Below are 13602 nucleotides of genomic sequence, written 5' to 3' on the forward strand. Positions count from 1 at the left end.
ATGAGCAAAATTTATTGCCGCATTTGATTATAGGGAGACCCGCAGCCGCGATCGCTGAAAAAATCCTGGCCACCCCCTAGCCTCGATCTGGCTTCAGCGCGTAGAATCAAGTTTTGTCTTTTGTCGTTTATTCCCAAAAACGACAGTCGTTACACTCGATTCGGTTGCAACAGCCCCCATGGTTAAGATTCGCCTCAAGCGCCTTGGCAAAAAACGCGAAGTCAGCTATCGCATCGTGGTGATGCAAAGTACCTCGCGCCGCGATGGTCGCGCCCTGGAAGAACTGGGTTTCTATAATCCCCGCACGAACGAAACGCGCCTAGAAGTCCCTCGGATCATCGAGCGCCTGAAGTCTGGTGCTCAACCCACCGACACCGTGCGCAGCATCTTTGAAAAGGCCAACATTTTTGAGCAACTGAAGGCCGCTAACGCCTAGTGGGTTGGAGGTGCAGTTTTCTGGTCTGTCGAGATTCCTCTCCCTTCCCGACTGGCCGGCAGCCTGCTCCTGTTGTTTGGCAAGGCTCGGGCGATCGCCCCACTGAATCGCGTTCATCGCCCCGGTGGCTTTGCCCCTAATCATTTTCGAGTAGCCGGAGTTCCGCTTGACAACTTCGACGAATCCCAGCCCCTCGATCGACTACGAGGGGCTTGTGCAATACCTAATTGAACCGTTGCTGGAAGTGCCCGACGCTTTGCGGATTGACTGCGAGCATACGGGCAACAATGTTTGGCTGCGGGTGGCCTTTGACCCGGCCGATCGGGGACGAGTGTTTGGGCGCAGCGGCAAAACTATTCAATCAATTCGCACGGTTTTGGACTTGGCGGCCCACCACGAAGGCCGGGCGGCCTTCCTGGATGTGTATGGCGGCTATAGCTTGGGCGATGGCCCCTCGGAAGAGGGTAACGGTCGAGGCCGGGGCGATCGCGGGGGTGACCGGCGGCGATCGCGACCCGATCGACCCAACCGAGGGCGGTAGCGGTGTCTCCCCTGTCGATCGACCTGGGCAACAGCACCAGCGCCGTCACCCTGGCGGGCCATCGCGAGGAAACCCTCAAGGCCCTGGCCAAACACACGGGCACAACCCTGGTGATGCGCGGCCAAGAACTGGTGATTACCGGGCCCGACAAGGCGATCGCCCTGTGCCAACAAATCGTCAAAGCCTTAGAAATCTATTGGAGTGCCGGTCAGCGGATTGATGAAGCGGATGTGCTGACGGCGAAACGGGCGATTGAAACCGATCGGCTCGGTGAGCTGGCGGATTTGCACCAGGACTCGATCGCCCGCACCCGACGCGGCGACAACATCCGCGCCAAAACCTTTCGCCAACAGCGCTACATCAAAGCCATCCGCAATCACGACCTGATCTTCTGCACCGGCCCGGCGGGCACGGGCAAGACCTTCCTCGCCGCTCTGATCGCTGTGCAAGCGTTGCTGGCGGGCGAATTTGAGCGCCTGATCCTCACCCGTCCCGCCGTGGAAGCCGGTGAGCGGCTGGGGTTCCTGCCCGGCGACCTGCAACAAAAAATTGATCCGTACCTGCGCCCCCTCTACGACGCGCTGTACGAACTGATCGACCCGGAAAAAGTGGCCAACCTGATGGAGCGGGGCATCGTGGAAGTGGCTCCCTTGGCTTATATGCGCGGTCGCACCCTAAACAATGCCTTTGTGATTTTGGATGAGGCCCAAAACACCACGCCGGCCCAAATGAAGATGGTGTTGACGCGGCTGGGGTTTCGATCGCGCATGGTCGTGACTGGCGACATTACCCAAACCGACCTGCCGGATCACCAAACCTCGGGCATGGCGATCGCCCAGCGGATCCTCAAAAATGTTGAGGGCATCGCCTTTTGTGAACTGACCCGCGCCGATGTGGTGCGCCATCCGCTGGTTCAACGGATCGTCACCGCCTACGAACGCCACGAATCCGGCCAGTAGGGCACGCGGGAGCAAGTCACCTTCGCAACCATAATCTCCCGCTCATCTCCCACGCGCCGCAACCGCCACGCGATCGACGATAATCCCCACGAGTTCGTTGGGCCGATGATTTCGTAGGGTGTGTGGGAGCACGCGATCGCATTAACGACAATCCACCGCTCATCTCCCACGCACCGCAACCGCCACGCGATCGACGACCATCCCCACGAGTTCGTTGGGCCGCGACATTGCAGCGGTGCGTAGGGCATGAGGGGAGCATCGGGAATTAAGGGAGCGTTGCCCTACGCACCCTACGATTGATCGAAGAGGCGACGGAGCCAGCGCCGCCAAGCTTGCCACAGCCGTACCCACCAGGGAGATCGGGGCTTTTCGGCGGGGATGGGTGGGGGTGTTTGCAGAGCTTGGGTGACTCGCTGGTAATTTTGCTCGGCTATTTCGGCGTAGTGATGTTGATCGAGTTGGCGAAATAAATCCCGAGCCATTGCAAAGTCTGTTTGGGCTTCTGCTAGGCGATCGAGGCTTTCCAGTGCCACGCCACGGTTATAGATAGATTGAACTTCGCCTGTTTGATCGCCGATCTCGCGTTGGATCTCCAGGGATTGCTCGTAAAAGTTGATCGCCTGCCGGTATTTCCCAAGAGATTAGACCTCTTGCACGAATAAAGCAGTAGTGTAGAAAGTCGTTGTCACCATGATCGGGAGATGCTCTACGAAAGCCTCGCCTCGCTGCCCCCATCACAGTTTCGCCGTGCCTGTGGCTTCAGTCGCTCCACCTTCCAAGCCATGCTGGAAGTCCTCCGCCCCGCCCTAGACCGGAGTGGCAAACGCGGGGGCCAAAATAGTCTGAGTGTTGAGAATCAGCTTCTGCTAACCCTGCAATACTGGCGCGAGTATCGCACCCAATTCCACATCGGTCTCGATTTCGGGGTCTCAGAAGCCACCGTCTGTCGGATCATCAACCGTGTTGAGACCGTCTTGGTCAAAAGTGGTCGGTTTGCCTTGCCCGGCAAACGCCGTCTCTTAGACCCCGAAACCGACGAGTCAGTGGTGGTGATTGATGTGACCGAAGTCGCCATTGAACGCCCAAAAAAAACAGCGAGCTTACTACAGCGGTAAGCAAAAGCGGCATCCGTTGAAAGGGCAATTGGTGATTGATTGGCGCTCCGGTCAATTCCTAGCGGTGGCAATCGGTCGAGGTCGCACCCATGACCTGCGACTTTGGCGTGAGAGCGCGTTTCGCCTAGCCCCAGACCGGCTGTGTCTAGCGGATAGTGGGTATCAAGGGCTAGCTCGTCACCATGAAGCCACGATCCTTCCGAAACGGAAACCACCTCGAAAGTGCCTGCCTGACGAGGAAAAAGCCTGCAATCAGGCGTTAGCGGCGGTGCGCATTCGGATTGAGCATGCCATTCGTCGCTTGAAGCGATTTCGGATCTTCTCAGAACGCTATCGCAATCGTCGTCGCCGTTTTGGCTTGAGGCTCCATCTGTTAGCTGGGTTGCTCAACTACCAAGCGGCACATCCAATTTGATTCGTGCAAGAGGTCTATTGATAGGATCGACCCAAGTCGCTTAGTGAACTAGCCTCCCCTCGCTGATTACCAGTCTTTCGGTCAATTGCTAAGGCTTGCTCATGATAGGTAATTGACTGCTCATGTTTACTCATGGCTTCATAAGCAGCCCCTAAATTACCTAGAGCAATAGCCTTTCCTATGTGGTCGCTGATCTCATCTTTGATTCTCAAAGACAGCTGATAAAAGTTGATCGCCTGCTCATATTGTCCTAGAGAATCATATGCAAGACCGAGACTAATTAAGGAGTCTGACTCTCCTTTCTGATCACCAATTTCGCGCATCATAGATAGACAGCACTGATAAAAGTTGATCGCTCGCTCATGCTCACCAAGAGCATCGTAAGCAGCACCAATACCGGCGAGAGATCTAGCCTCTCCTCGTTGATCACCAGTTTCACGGTCAATCACTAAAGATTTCTTAAAGCAGTTAAGCGCATACTGATATTGACCAAGGGCGTGGTATGCATTGCCCAAATTGCCTAGAGCATTTGCAGTGCCTCGTGCCTCTCCAATTTCATAGGCAATTTCTAAATGTTTCTGGTGAAAGCTGATAGCTGTTTGATATTGACCAAGGGCATGGTACGCATTTCCCAAGTTGCCTAGAGCATTTGCAGTGCCTCGTGCCTCTCCAATTTCATAGGCAATTTCTAAATGTTTCTGGTGAAAGCTGATAGCTGTTTGGTACTGACCAAGTGCGTGGTATGCATTTCCCAGATTACCGAGACAGGCGGCTTCTCCTCCTCGGTCTCCGATTTCGTGATTAATTACCAAGGACTGTTTATGGAAGTTAATTGCTTGCTGGTGGTGTCCCAGAAAATCGTAGCTGATGCCCAAATTACCTAGAGCAGCAGCTTCTCCTCTCCGAAAATCAATTTCGCGAGCGATCTCCCAATATTGTCCGTGAAAGTTAATTGCTCGCTGGACTTGTCCGAGAGAATCATAGGCAACACCTAGATTGCCCAGAGATACAGCTTCTCTTTTTCGATCGCTCGTCAACTTTGCCAGTTCGCCCTCGTGATGCCACTTTTCGATGTAGTTGTCGATATCAGCCTTGGTTTGCCATTTGCCCAAGCCCAGATAATGCTGATCGTGATGGGCGATCGCGAATCGATGGGCCTCAATTAGATCGGGTTGTTGGCGCTGCACAAATTGCTGGACGATCGGTTGCCAACGGTAGACAAATTGGCGCGGCGCATCGGGATCGGTCAGCGGCAAACCGTCTTGAATCAGGAACGATCGCCCCGCCAACGTCTGCAATAGCTGCGGGTCATCCGCTGTTTCAAAGGCAAACGCCACCCGCAACGCACAGAGCCGCCCCAACCAATCCCGCAACTCCGGCGACAACCGCTCAAAACTCCACCGCAACACCGTTTCCAGCGTCGCTTGCGGATCGTCCCGGTGTTGATCCGCGATCGCAAAGAAATCCGCCGGTAGCTTGGACAGGTGCGGATCGTCACCAAACTGCGCCCACAGAAAACCCGCCGCCAACCCCAAAACCAAGGGGTAGCCATGCACCCGCTTGGAAAATGCCTGCAAATCCGCCTCAGCGCCCCGAATTCCCCGCTTTTGCAAGAAATCGGCTCCCTGCTCAGGCGTAAAGCCCTCCGTCAAGTCGAGCCGCCGCGCCGCCATCTCCGTCGGTAAATCGCGACTGGTAAACAACACCCAACCCGCCGCCCCCCGGCACAACGATCGCCACTGCCGCCAAAACGCCTGATAGTCTGCGGGCAGTTCCCGCGCCTCCAGCACCGTTTCCAGGTTGTCTAGCACCCACAGACAGGGGCTTTGCTGCAACGTCACCAACAGCCGCCGCAACAATTCCGACTCCTCCAGCCGTTCCGCCTGCTCCTGGCTGGCCGCGCCAAACTGGACGATCGCCCGCCGCGCCACTTCCCCAAAGCTCGGCCCCCGCCCCAAATCCGTCCAGAGTCGCCCCGCCCATGCTTGAGACTTTTGGGAGCGCTTGAACCATTGAGAAGCCAGGGTACTTTTGCCCGCCCCGCCAGGCCCCACAATCACCGCCCAGCGATCGCCCGACTCTTGCCGCCACCGATCGAGCTGCACCAACTCCGCCGTCCGCTCAATCTCCTCCTCCGATCGCCCCGGCAACAAATCCGACTGGTCAAAGGCTTGCTCGATCGGATTGCCACCAAAAATTGCAGTTTCGATGTCAACCTTTGCAGTGCCGATCGAGCCAATTTGACAGTTTTTGTTGTGGGAGCCGTAGTTATTTTGCGTCATGGGCGATTGGGTTTTGGCGACATCGGCTGCATCCATTGCTTTTTGGATACATTCAATAACTCGATCGCAACGGGTTCCCCACCTTCCCCGTAGCTAACAATCATTCCGCCGGGTTCTGCGATCGAATCAATTGGGGGCAAATCCCGCAAAATCAAAATCAACACATCAGCTTCAGGGTCATAACGAATCTGCATAGAAACTTTCCTCAGTAGGTTGGGTTGAGCTGTGCGAAACCCAACACGATCAATGCGAACTTTGTCGGTGTTGGGTTTCATGCTTCAACCCAACCTACTTGAATGATGAGCTAGGAAAAATTTGCCTCGTTGATTGAGCCGATTTGATAATTTTTGTTGTTGCTGCCGTAGTTGTTTTGAGTCATTTGCGCTTGTTGTTGGATCAGTTGTTGATATTCCTGGGCGATCGCCCGCACTTCCTCAGCAAAGGGCGGATCATTCACCAATTCCGCATCGAGGATCGGCAGCACTTGCGGATCGATCGCCCCCGTTGGTGTTTCCGGCAGGGCAGGCAGCTCCGGGCGACGGGCTAGGCGATCGCGAATTTTGCTCCAGAGGGTTCGCAGCTTGGGCAGGGCCGCTTCGGTCAACTTTCCGGCTCCGGCGGCGATGAAGCCATCCACGATCATGGTCACGAGTTCGGCAGCGGTTAACAGCATAGATTTGTGAGCAGGGCCGATCAACCCTTCCAATTTAACCGGGGAAATCATCTGCCATGGACGCAGAAAAACGATCTCGTGATCCCGAGAGGGGATCGACGGTGCGTGGGAGTACCAAAAAGCCAAATCGTTACCCCGAAAGCGTTCTCCCACAAACCCTACCGCTCCCGAAAATTAACGGGTTTTTCGATTGCCAACAACCCTTTTCCCTTATCTCCCATGCACCGCCATCGATCGATCAAACCAACCCTTTCCCCGATCGGTTGGGTGGTCAAAATTTTCGGTATATGGGAGATAAATCAACCATTTCATAACAATTTAGCCTTACTTCCATTCAACCTACGGGATGATCGATTCAGTTGATAATTGACATTTAAGGATTCATATTTTCTCAGCAGTTTGATGCGATCTTAAGGATCATGCAAACTAATCGCTCAGAACAAAAGTAAGCGCAATGACTGTAGTAGCCGTGTTGGGCATGGGGTTAATGGGTCGGGCCGCGGCCGGGCGGCTGGCGGCCACGGGCGAAGACGTGGTGGCTTGGAACCGATCGCCCGAGGCCCTGGAACTGTTGCAGGGGATCGATCGCCTGAACACCACGACGGATTTGGCGGCGGCGATCGCCCCGGCCGATCGGGTGGTGTTGTGGCTGGCGGATGGGGCCGCCATTCGATCGGTGCTGCTGGAGGGGGCGATCGGGTCGCTGTTGGTGGACAAAACCGTGGTGCAAATGGGCACGATCGCTCCGGAAGAAAGCCGGGCGATCGGCACTGAGTTAACCGCTTGGGGCTGTGACTATTACGAAGCGCCCGTCCTGGGCAGCATTCCCGAACTGAGCGCAGGCAAGTTGTTGTTGATGGTGGGGGCAACGCCGGCCCAGTTTGAGCGCGATCGGGCTTGGTTGCAAACCTTTGGCCCCGAGCCGCTGTTGGTGGGGCCCGTGGGGTCGGCGGCGGCGTTGAAGCTGGCTATGAATCAGTTGATTGGGTCGTTGACCACGGCCTTTGCGGCCAGTTTGGCCCTGGTGCAACGGGAAGGGATTGCCGTGGAGACCTTTTTGCAGATTTTGCGCCCCAGCGCCCTCTATGCGCCGACCTTTGATAAGAAGCTGCAACGGATGCTTGATCGGGACTTCGATCGCCCCAATTTCCCCACGAAGCATCTGCTGAAGGATCTGGACTTGTTTGCCCAGGCGGCGGGGGCCCAAGGAATTGATACGGCTCCGGTGCAGGCGGTGCGGGCAGTGGTGGAACGGGCGATCGCCCTGGGGTTGGGCAACACGGACTATTCGGCGCTGTTTGCGGCGATCGCTCCGGCGACGGAACCGGAACCTTAGGCCGATCGGGCAGCGGCGCGAATGGGCGATCGTTGGGGCGATCGTTTTTAAAATGAGTTTCGGGCTACAGCGGCCGTTGCCAACGGTCATGGTGACCGCTGTTTAGCCCTTGAAGCTTTCATCGATTCATCGTTGAATAGTTATTCTAAATTTATTACACTCGATCGCCCGCCCGATCGACCTGTCTGCTCCCATCCCCTAAACCTCAAGCCGTTGCCATGTCCTCTGTTCTGTTGAATCCTGTCGATCGCACCACCGGGCCCCGCGCCCGTCGTGTCTACATCGTCGGTGCGGGCGTGGCGGGTTTGTTGACCGCTTGGGCCATTCGCCAAGCGGGCCAAACGGAACTGCCCCTGGTGATGGTTGATCGCGCTGCCACGCCGGGGGCTGGTTTGACGGCCGGCAATGGGCGCAGCTTGACGGCCACCGAAGGGCTGGTGGCCGGGGGTCTCACGGCCACGCAATTGGCCCAAGCCTTTGAAACACCCGTGGATCAAGGGGGCTATGCCTATCCGGGGTTTGTGGCCCAAGGGGCCGATCGAACGGCGATCGGGGCATTTTTGGAGCGGGCCCGGGCCCAGGAACCCGCAGCAGCCGATCGGGAGCGGGCGATGCTGCAATTGGGGTTCCGCAATTTGCACCTCTGGCGCGAGCTGGCGGAACAGGATCCCGCTTTGGCGGCTCGCACCGGCTTGCAACTGGGGGCAAAACTGCGGGTTTATCAGGGTTCCCAAGCCGCTGTCAAAGCGAGCCAAGAAGTGGCGCGGCTGCATCGGGCCACGGGCGATCGCGACCTGGCGGCCCTGGTGTCCGTGGCGGAGGCCTTGACCCTGAATCCCGGTTTGGCTCCTTTCTTGGGGGCGGCGGATTTTGCGGGCCAAATCACCCGCCAACCGGGGGGCGCGATCCATGCGGGACGGCTGGTGGCGGAATTGACCGATCGGCTGAATCAAATGGGGCGGATTCAGTGGCAACTAAACACGGACATTACCGGCATCGATCGGGATGCGAGCGGGCAAATCCAGCAATTGCGGGCCCACCAAGGGGGCAAGGCGATCACCCTCGGCCGCGCCACCGATCGGTTTATCTTTGCCACGGGGTTTGATCCGCTGCTGGAGCAAAGCGGCGCGGTGAGCCAACCGCTCTTCCCGATCGCGGGCACATCGATTACCTTTGCCATTCCCCGATCGGCGATCGCCCAGGGCCTGACTTTTCCCCGCCGGGCCTGGAAACAGGACGGCAGCGCCGGGCCGTTGGTGATCAGCCCCACCCTGATTCCGGCGGCGGCTTTTCTCGATTGGTTGGATCAGCAGCGGGCGCTCGATCGCCTGGCGTTGGATATGAGCGGGGAGGCCACCGATTGGCTCGATCGCACCTGGGCCGCGGCCTGGGGCGATCGGCTCATTCCCCTGGATCTTTTGGATCCGCGTCGGCTCGATCGATTCCAGCCGGAAGCCCTGGGAGCCGCCGCTGGAGATTGGGAAATTCGGATCGGCGGCTGCAAGTTCTATCCCGGGGTCGATCGGCCCCTCAATTTGCAACATCCCGGCGCACGGTGGGCCCTGCGATCGCAACTGAGGGCGGCGGCGCAGTTCTTTCCGGAACTGTGGGTGCTCCATGGCTGCCCTGGTTTAGACTCCGAGTCCCTGGATTGGGCGGCGTTGGCGACTCTGCAACCCTGGGTGGGGGCGCGGCCGGTTCATGCCGATGGCCAATCGACGGTGGCTCCCTGTGGCCCCAATGGGTTTGTGATTACGGGAACCGGGTCTTGGGGGTTGGCCAGCGGCCCCAGCAATGGGCAACAGGCGGCCGGCTGGCTGGCGGATTTGCCCGCCGCGATCGACTCCTAAAGATCCAGAAAACCCAAAGATCCAGAAAACCCAAATCCAGAAAATCCAGAAATCAGCGCCCAGAAAAGCGGCCCAAAATTCAATAACCACCCAAAACCAAAAGGCGATGGCCATTGAGACCACCGCCTTTTTGGGCTTAAAAGTTCAGGTTGAAAACCAAGGGCCGGGTCAATTACAGACCGTTCGCAAAGGTTTGGAACACGCCCGACTGCACCACGGAATAGACCGCGTAAGCGAAGGCTGCGCCGCCGATGCCACCGATCGTGAAGCCGCCAGCGAACTCGCTCCAGCCTTCCTTCGTACCCAACTCAGCGGGCACTTCGGACACGGCCACGGAGGCCAAAGGAGCCTTGGTCGTCACGTTGCCATAGACCGACAGGCACAGCGACAGAATCGTCACCAAAATAATTGCTTCAATCAAGCCCACCAAGGTGCCGTAGCTGGTGTTGCGGAATTGGCTCGTGAAGGCAAAGGGCCCAAACAGCAAATAACCATGGGCCATGCCCACTTCCAAACCACGACGAATCGGCGACAGGCCCTTGCGGTAGGCCGGCAGATTTTGAATCAAAGCCTTCGTAAAACCAGAACCGGAGATCGGAGTCACCAGATCGCCGACCTGGGGATCGCCGTTATGAGAAACCACGTCCAAAGCCATAGTTTTCCCTCTAGAGGTTAAGCGTGCAATCAGCGGGACAAAGCATTTTCAAAACTGGTTGTTTGGATCGTGGGCCGGTGTTCTGGCTGCCCTTTGGCAGACCCAACCCAACGCCCAAACCGCGATCGCCCTTTGTTTAGAAGGGCGGCACCAAGTAATCCGGATGGAACCGGTTGAATTCAATCAACAGGCCAGCGGTGAAGGTAACCCAAGCGGCTGCCAACACGGGAGCCGAGGACAAATAGCGCTGCAAGTCTTTCATGGATGGTCTCCGAATCCAGATCTCTAAAAACAGGGGAGTGGGGGTCGATCGGCCATGGCCCAGGCGGGAACGGAAACGGGGCGATCGCTGATAACAGGGAAGCGATCACCGGACCGGTTGGTTGTGCCTCCCAGCCCCAGGCGATCGCTCACAGAATCAGTTGTTTGCCAGCAACGGAGGCTGACCGATCGGGGTCGTCATCCGATTTGTCACCATAAAACCTGTGCCCTTACCGCACCCCGGTAAACCAACCGGGTTTAGCGAGGCGAAACCGTGATTTCGCTTTCTTTGGCCAACAACTTGCCGCTGCCGAATTCAGCCAAGGCCGCTGCGGGCCAAGCCGCACCACCCAAGGAGCACTTCACAGCCAAAGGCACGTTGATGATGATTTCGCTTTCTTCGGGGCTGTCACCCTTCTTGACGGCTTGTAGGTACGAACGACCAGCCCAGCCAATCCAGCCAGCGATGTACAGGAAAGCCAAGCTCGGAATCGTGAATTCTGCCAGGTGAGACAGGTTGCCATCGGTGATCAAGTGAGGCAGACCCTCTTCACCGCACAGCAGGGTGGAATACTTTTCAAAACGAGCTTTCGCCTCGGGCGTGGTGGCTGCTTTGGCGCGCTTCACGAAGGCAGCGTTCTGGCCGCAGGGGGTCAGGTTAGCGTAGTAATCTGCCTTAGCCGGGGCAGCAAACCCAAACCAGAGGCAAACCGCTAGCGCAATTGCAAACAACTGACGCATAGATTGTTTCCTTTCTTTATGAAACAATACGTTTCTGTTACAAATCACGGCAATTTGTCGCGAGAACTTTGCCCGATCGCCCCGTGGGTTTGGATCCCTTTAAGGAGGAACACCAGACCGCGCAAGGCTAGGCAGAGGGCGCGTTTGAAGTCTTCGGCCGAAACCAGTTAGACTTCAACAAATGGCCAATACTGCCCCTCACCATATCAGCCAAATTCCCAACGATGGCGACTGCTTTAGCAATTGAAACAAGTTGTGATGAGACGGCGGTGGCGATCGTAAAGAATCGTCAAGTGCTAGCCAATGTGGTCTCGTCGCAAATTGCCCTCCACCAGCCCTACGGCGGCATTGTGCCGGAGGTGGCTTCCCGGGGCCATGTGGAAACGATTAATTGGACGATCGCCCAAGCGCTCCAGGAATCGGGTCTCGACTGGGGGGCGATCGATGCGGTGGCCGCCACCAGTGCGCCCGGTTTGGTTGGGGCCCTGTTGGTGGGGTTGACGGCGGGCAAAACTCTGGCCATGCTGCACCAAAAACCCTTTTTGGCGGTGCATCACCTGGAAGGTCACATCTGCGCCTCCTATTTAATGGAGCCAACGTTGCAGCCGCCGTTCCTGTGCCTGTTGGTCTCTGGGGGCCACACCAGCTTGATTGCGGTGCGCGACTCGGGTGTCTATGAAACGGTGGGCCAAACCCGGGATGATGCGGCGGGAGAGGCCTTTGACAAGGTGGCGCGGCTGATGGGCTTGGGCTATCCGGGCGGGCCCGTGATCGATCGCCTGGCCGCCGAAGGCAATCCCAAGGCTTTCAAGTTGCCAGAAGGGCGCGTTTCGTTGCCGGACGGGGGCTTTCATCCCTACGATTGCAGCTTCAGCGGCCTGAAAACGGCCATGTTGCGATTGGTGCAAAAACTGCAAGCGGAATCCCCTGAATTGCCTTTGGCGGATTTGGCCGCCAGCTTTCAAACGGCGGTGGTGAATGCCCTCACCAAGCGGGCGATCGCAGCGGCCCAGGATTTGGGGTTTTCAACGATCGCGATCGGGGGTGGGGTGGCGGCCAATCGGGGCTTGCGGGCAACCCTGGCGGCAGCGGCGGAACCCTTGGGGCTACGGGTTTTGTTCCCGCCCATGAAGTTCTGCACAGACAATGCGGCCATGATTGCCTGTGCGGCCGGTGAACATTTCGATCGGGAGCGACAATCACCCCTCAGCACCGCTGCTCAATCGCGTCTGGGCTTGGAGCAAGTGCTAACGCTCTATCCGCAGGTGGAACCCCCGAAGCAATCTCCCTGGGTGTTGGAATCTCTGGAGATCTAGGAAGGTTGGGCAATTCCCGTTGAACAATCTGAGCCAGATCCACAGGGACGATTTTCGGCTAATTGAGCAAGAACGGTGGCCCTCAAGAACAATGGGACTCTACCAACGGGCTGGGCGACAATATCCCCATCGTCACGCCACTTTCCCGAGTCAAGTCAGAGAGTGTTGAGGACAGCGGCAACCGCAAACAGAAACTAGTGCCTTCTCCCAAGGTTGAGTTCACCGTCAGCTCGCCCTGATGTCGATCGACCACAATTTGACGGGCGATCGCCAAGCCCAGCCCCGTGCCACGCCCCACCCCTTTGGTGGTGAAGGCCCAGTCAAAAACTCGCTGCCGCACCGCCTCGCTCATCCCGAAGGCATTATCACGAATCCAAATTTCCACCGATTGTTGATCGGGTGCTAGGAGGGTTTCGATCGTGATGGCGGGCTGCCGAGTTGCCAATTCCACAAAGGATTGTTGATGGGTGGCTTCATCGAAGGCATCGATCGCGTTGGCCAACAAATTCATAAAAACCTGGTTGAGCTGTCCCGGAAAGCAAGGCACTTCCGGCAAGTTCCCATACAGTTTTTGAACCAAAATTTCTGGGCGGTGATCGCTCGCTTTCAGGCGATATTTCAAAATCAACAGCGTACTATCCAAACCCTCGTGGATATCCGCCATCACCTGCGCATCTTCGTTATTACTGTCCGATCGCGAAAAGGTTCGCAAACTGGTGCTAATTTCCGCAATTCGATGACTAGCGGATTTCATAGAATCCAGAATTTTTGGTAAGTCCTCGCGAATCAAGTCCAGCTCAATATCTTCCGCATGATTCAAGATCCTATCGCTCGCCTCCGAGTAGGTTTGTTGATAACAGTCCAAATGCTCCATCAAATCTTCCAAATAGTCTTGAATATGCTCAATGCTGCCGCGTAAAAACCCGATCGGGTTATTAATCTCATGGGCAATTCCGGCCACCAGGTTTCCCAGCGCAGACATTTTTTCGCTTTGAATCAGGTGCAACTGGGAAGCTTGCAGA

General features: G+C 56.9%; 16 protein-coding genes. 8 read left to right on the forward strand and 8 right to left on the reverse strand.

Features of this window, described 5'->3' with window-relative positions:
- The first annotated feature begins 178 nt into the window (after positions 1 to 178).
- From rpsP to AC2IAX_RS11910, 3 genes are all read left to right on the forward strand, one after another.
- Complete coding sequence (gene rpsP, locus AC2IAX_RS11900) at positions 179 to 436, forward strand: 30S ribosomal protein S16 (RefSeq protein WP_099533799.1); 258 nt, start codon at positions 179 to 181, stop codon at positions 434 to 436.
- A gap of 166 nt (positions 437 to 602) precedes the next feature.
- Positions 603 to 977 (forward strand): KH domain-containing protein, encoded by a 375-nt coding sequence (locus AC2IAX_RS11905; RefSeq protein ID WP_494387683.1) that lies wholly within the window; start codon positions 603 to 605, stop codon positions 975 to 977.
- Positions 978 to 979: 2 nt separating this feature from the next.
- Complete coding sequence (locus AC2IAX_RS11910; RefSeq protein WP_494387684.1) at positions 980 to 1936, forward strand: PhoH family protein; 957 nt, start codon at positions 980 to 982, stop codon at positions 1934 to 1936.
- Positions 1937 to 2226: 290 nt separating this feature from the next.
- Here AC2IAX_RS11910 and AC2IAX_RS11915 read toward each other — a convergent pair whose 3' ends face one another.
- Entirely contained in the window at positions 2227 to 2553 is a 327-nt protein-coding gene (locus AC2IAX_RS11915) for a hypothetical protein (RefSeq protein ID WP_494390374.1), read from the reverse strand.
- 84 nt (positions 2554 to 2637) lie between these two features.
- Between AC2IAX_RS11915 and AC2IAX_RS11920 the strand changes: the two genes are divergently transcribed.
- Positions 2638 to 3051: a transposase family protein gene (locus AC2IAX_RS11920; RefSeq protein ID WP_494387685.1), complete on the forward strand. Its 414-nt coding sequence runs from the start codon at positions 2638 to 2640 to the stop codon at positions 3049 to 3051.
- 28 nt (positions 3052 to 3079) lie between these two features.
- Positions 3080 to 3466 (forward strand): transposase family protein, encoded by a 387-nt coding sequence (locus AC2IAX_RS11925; RefSeq protein ID WP_494390375.1) that lies wholly within the window; start codon positions 3080 to 3082, stop codon positions 3464 to 3466.
- 14 nt (positions 3467 to 3480) lie between these two features.
- Here the strand turns inward: AC2IAX_RS11925 and AC2IAX_RS11930 are convergent, their stop codons facing one another.
- The 3 genes from AC2IAX_RS11930 to AC2IAX_RS11940 all read right to left on the reverse strand — a co-directional run bounded on the left by AC2IAX_RS11930 (position 3481) and on the right by AC2IAX_RS11940 (position 6421).
- Positions 3481 to 5784 (reverse strand): tetratricopeptide repeat protein, encoded by a 2304-nt coding sequence (locus AC2IAX_RS11930; RefSeq protein ID WP_494387686.1) that lies wholly within the window; start codon positions 5782 to 5784, stop codon positions 3481 to 3483.
- Positions 5745 to 5942 carry a DUF2283 domain-containing protein gene (locus AC2IAX_RS11935; RefSeq protein ID WP_494387687.1) on the reverse strand — a complete coding sequence of 66 codons (198 nt, stop codon included), beginning with the start codon at positions 5940 to 5942 and terminating at the stop codon, positions 5745 to 5747. Before AC2IAX_RS11935 ends, AC2IAX_RS11930 begins: the two co-directional genes overlap by 40 nt.
- A gap of 110 nt (positions 5943 to 6052) precedes the next feature.
- On the reverse strand, positions 6053 to 6421 hold the full coding sequence (locus AC2IAX_RS11940; protein ID WP_494387688.1) for a hypothetical protein: 369 nt from the start codon (positions 6419 to 6421) through the stop codon (positions 6053 to 6055).
- A 454-nt stretch (positions 6422 to 6875) separates the two neighbouring features.
- Here AC2IAX_RS11940 and AC2IAX_RS11945 point away from each other — a divergent pair, with 454 nt between their 5' ends.
- Positions 6876 to 7757, forward strand: a complete 882-nt coding sequence (locus AC2IAX_RS11945; protein ID WP_494387689.1) for an NAD(P)-dependent oxidoreductase — start codon at positions 6876 to 6878, stop codon at positions 7755 to 7757.
- Positions 7758 to 7975: 218 nt separating this feature from the next.
- A complete protein-coding gene (locus AC2IAX_RS11950; RefSeq protein ID WP_494387690.1) occupies positions 7976 to 9607 on the forward strand; it encodes an FAD-dependent oxidoreductase in 1632 nt (543 codons plus the stop codon).
- A 172-nt stretch (positions 9608 to 9779) separates the two neighbouring features.
- Here AC2IAX_RS11950 and AC2IAX_RS11955 read toward each other — a convergent pair whose 3' ends face one another.
- The 3 genes from AC2IAX_RS11955 to AC2IAX_RS11965 all read right to left on the reverse strand — a co-directional run bounded on the left by AC2IAX_RS11955 (position 9780) and on the right by AC2IAX_RS11965 (position 11264).
- Positions 9780 to 10262: a photosystem I reaction center subunit XI gene (locus AC2IAX_RS11955; RefSeq protein ID WP_099532390.1), complete on the reverse strand. Its 483-nt coding sequence runs from the start codon at positions 10260 to 10262 to the stop codon at positions 9780 to 9782.
- 136 nt (positions 10263 to 10398) lie between these two features.
- Positions 10399 to 10524 (reverse strand): photosystem I reaction center subunit IX, encoded by a 126-nt coding sequence (psaJ, locus tag AC2IAX_RS11960; RefSeq protein ID WP_099532391.1) that lies wholly within the window; start codon positions 10522 to 10524, stop codon positions 10399 to 10401.
- Positions 10525 to 10781: 257 nt separating this feature from the next.
- Positions 10782 to 11264: a Photosystem I reaction center subunit III gene (locus tag AC2IAX_RS11965; protein ID WP_494387691.1), complete on the reverse strand. Its 483-nt coding sequence runs from the start codon at positions 11262 to 11264 to the stop codon at positions 10782 to 10784.
- 224 nt (positions 11265 to 11488) lie between these two features.
- On the opposite strand from AC2IAX_RS11965, the gene tsaD reads away from it, so the two are divergent.
- Complete coding sequence (tsaD, locus tag AC2IAX_RS11970) at positions 11489 to 12580, forward strand: tRNA (adenosine(37)-N6)-threonylcarbamoyltransferase complex transferase subunit TsaD (protein WP_494387692.1); 1092 nt, start codon at positions 11489 to 11491, stop codon at positions 12578 to 12580.
- Positions 12581 to 12662: 82 nt separating this feature from the next.
- On the opposite strand, the gene AC2IAX_RS11975 is transcribed toward tsaD, so the two are convergent.
- Positions 12663 to 13562: a sensor histidine kinase gene (locus AC2IAX_RS11975; RefSeq protein WP_494390376.1), complete on the reverse strand. Its 900-nt coding sequence runs from the start codon at positions 13560 to 13562 to the stop codon at positions 12663 to 12665.
- Positions 13563 to 13602 lie beyond the last annotated feature (40 nt).

The organism is Limnothrix sp. HT2024 (assembly GCF_059138625.1).

Coding starts and splice junctions, on each gene's coding strand:
- rpsP (WP_099533799.1), top strand. CDS start 179: ATGGTTAAGATTCGCCTCAAGCGCCTTGGCAAAAAACGCGAAGTCAGC.
- tsaD (WP_494387692.1), top strand. CDS start 11,489: ATGGCGACTGCTTTAGCAATTGAAACAAGTTGTGATGAGACGGCGGTG.
- AC2IAX_RS11950 (WP_494387690.1), top strand. CDS start 7,976: ATGTCCTCTGTTCTGTTGAATCCTGTCGATCGCACCACCGGGCCCCGC.
- AC2IAX_RS11975 (WP_494390376.1), bottom strand. CDS start 13,562: ATGTCTGCGCTGGGAAACCTGGTGGCCGGAATTGCCCATGAGATTAAT.
- AC2IAX_RS11945 (WP_494387689.1), top strand. CDS start 6,876: ATGACTGTAGTAGCCGTGTTGGGCATGGGGTTAATGGGTCGGGCCGCG.
- AC2IAX_RS11930 (WP_494387686.1), bottom strand. CDS start 5,784: ATGGATGCAGCCGATGTCGCCAAAACCCAATCGCCCATGACGCAAAAT.
- AC2IAX_RS11965 (WP_494387691.1), bottom strand. CDS start 11,264: ATGCGTCAGTTGTTTGCAATTGCGCTAGCGGTTTGCCTCTGGTTTGGG.
- AC2IAX_RS11955 (WP_099532390.1), bottom strand. CDS start 10,262: ATGGCTTTGGACGTGGTTTCTCATAACGGCGATCCCCAGGTCGGCGAT.
- psaJ (WP_099532391.1), bottom strand. CDS start 10,524: ATGAAAGACTTGCAGCGCTATTTGTCCTCGGCTCCCGTGTTGGCAGCC.
- AC2IAX_RS11920 (WP_494387685.1), top strand. CDS start 2,638: ATGCTCTACGAAAGCCTCGCCTCGCTGCCCCCATCACAGTTTCGCCGT.
- AC2IAX_RS11935 (WP_494387687.1), bottom strand. CDS start 5,942: ATGCAGATTCGTTATGACCCTGAAGCTGATGTGTTGATTTTGATTTTG.
- AC2IAX_RS11940 (WP_494387688.1), bottom strand. CDS start 6,421: ATGCTGTTAACCGCTGCCGAACTCGTGACCATGATCGTGGATGGCTTC.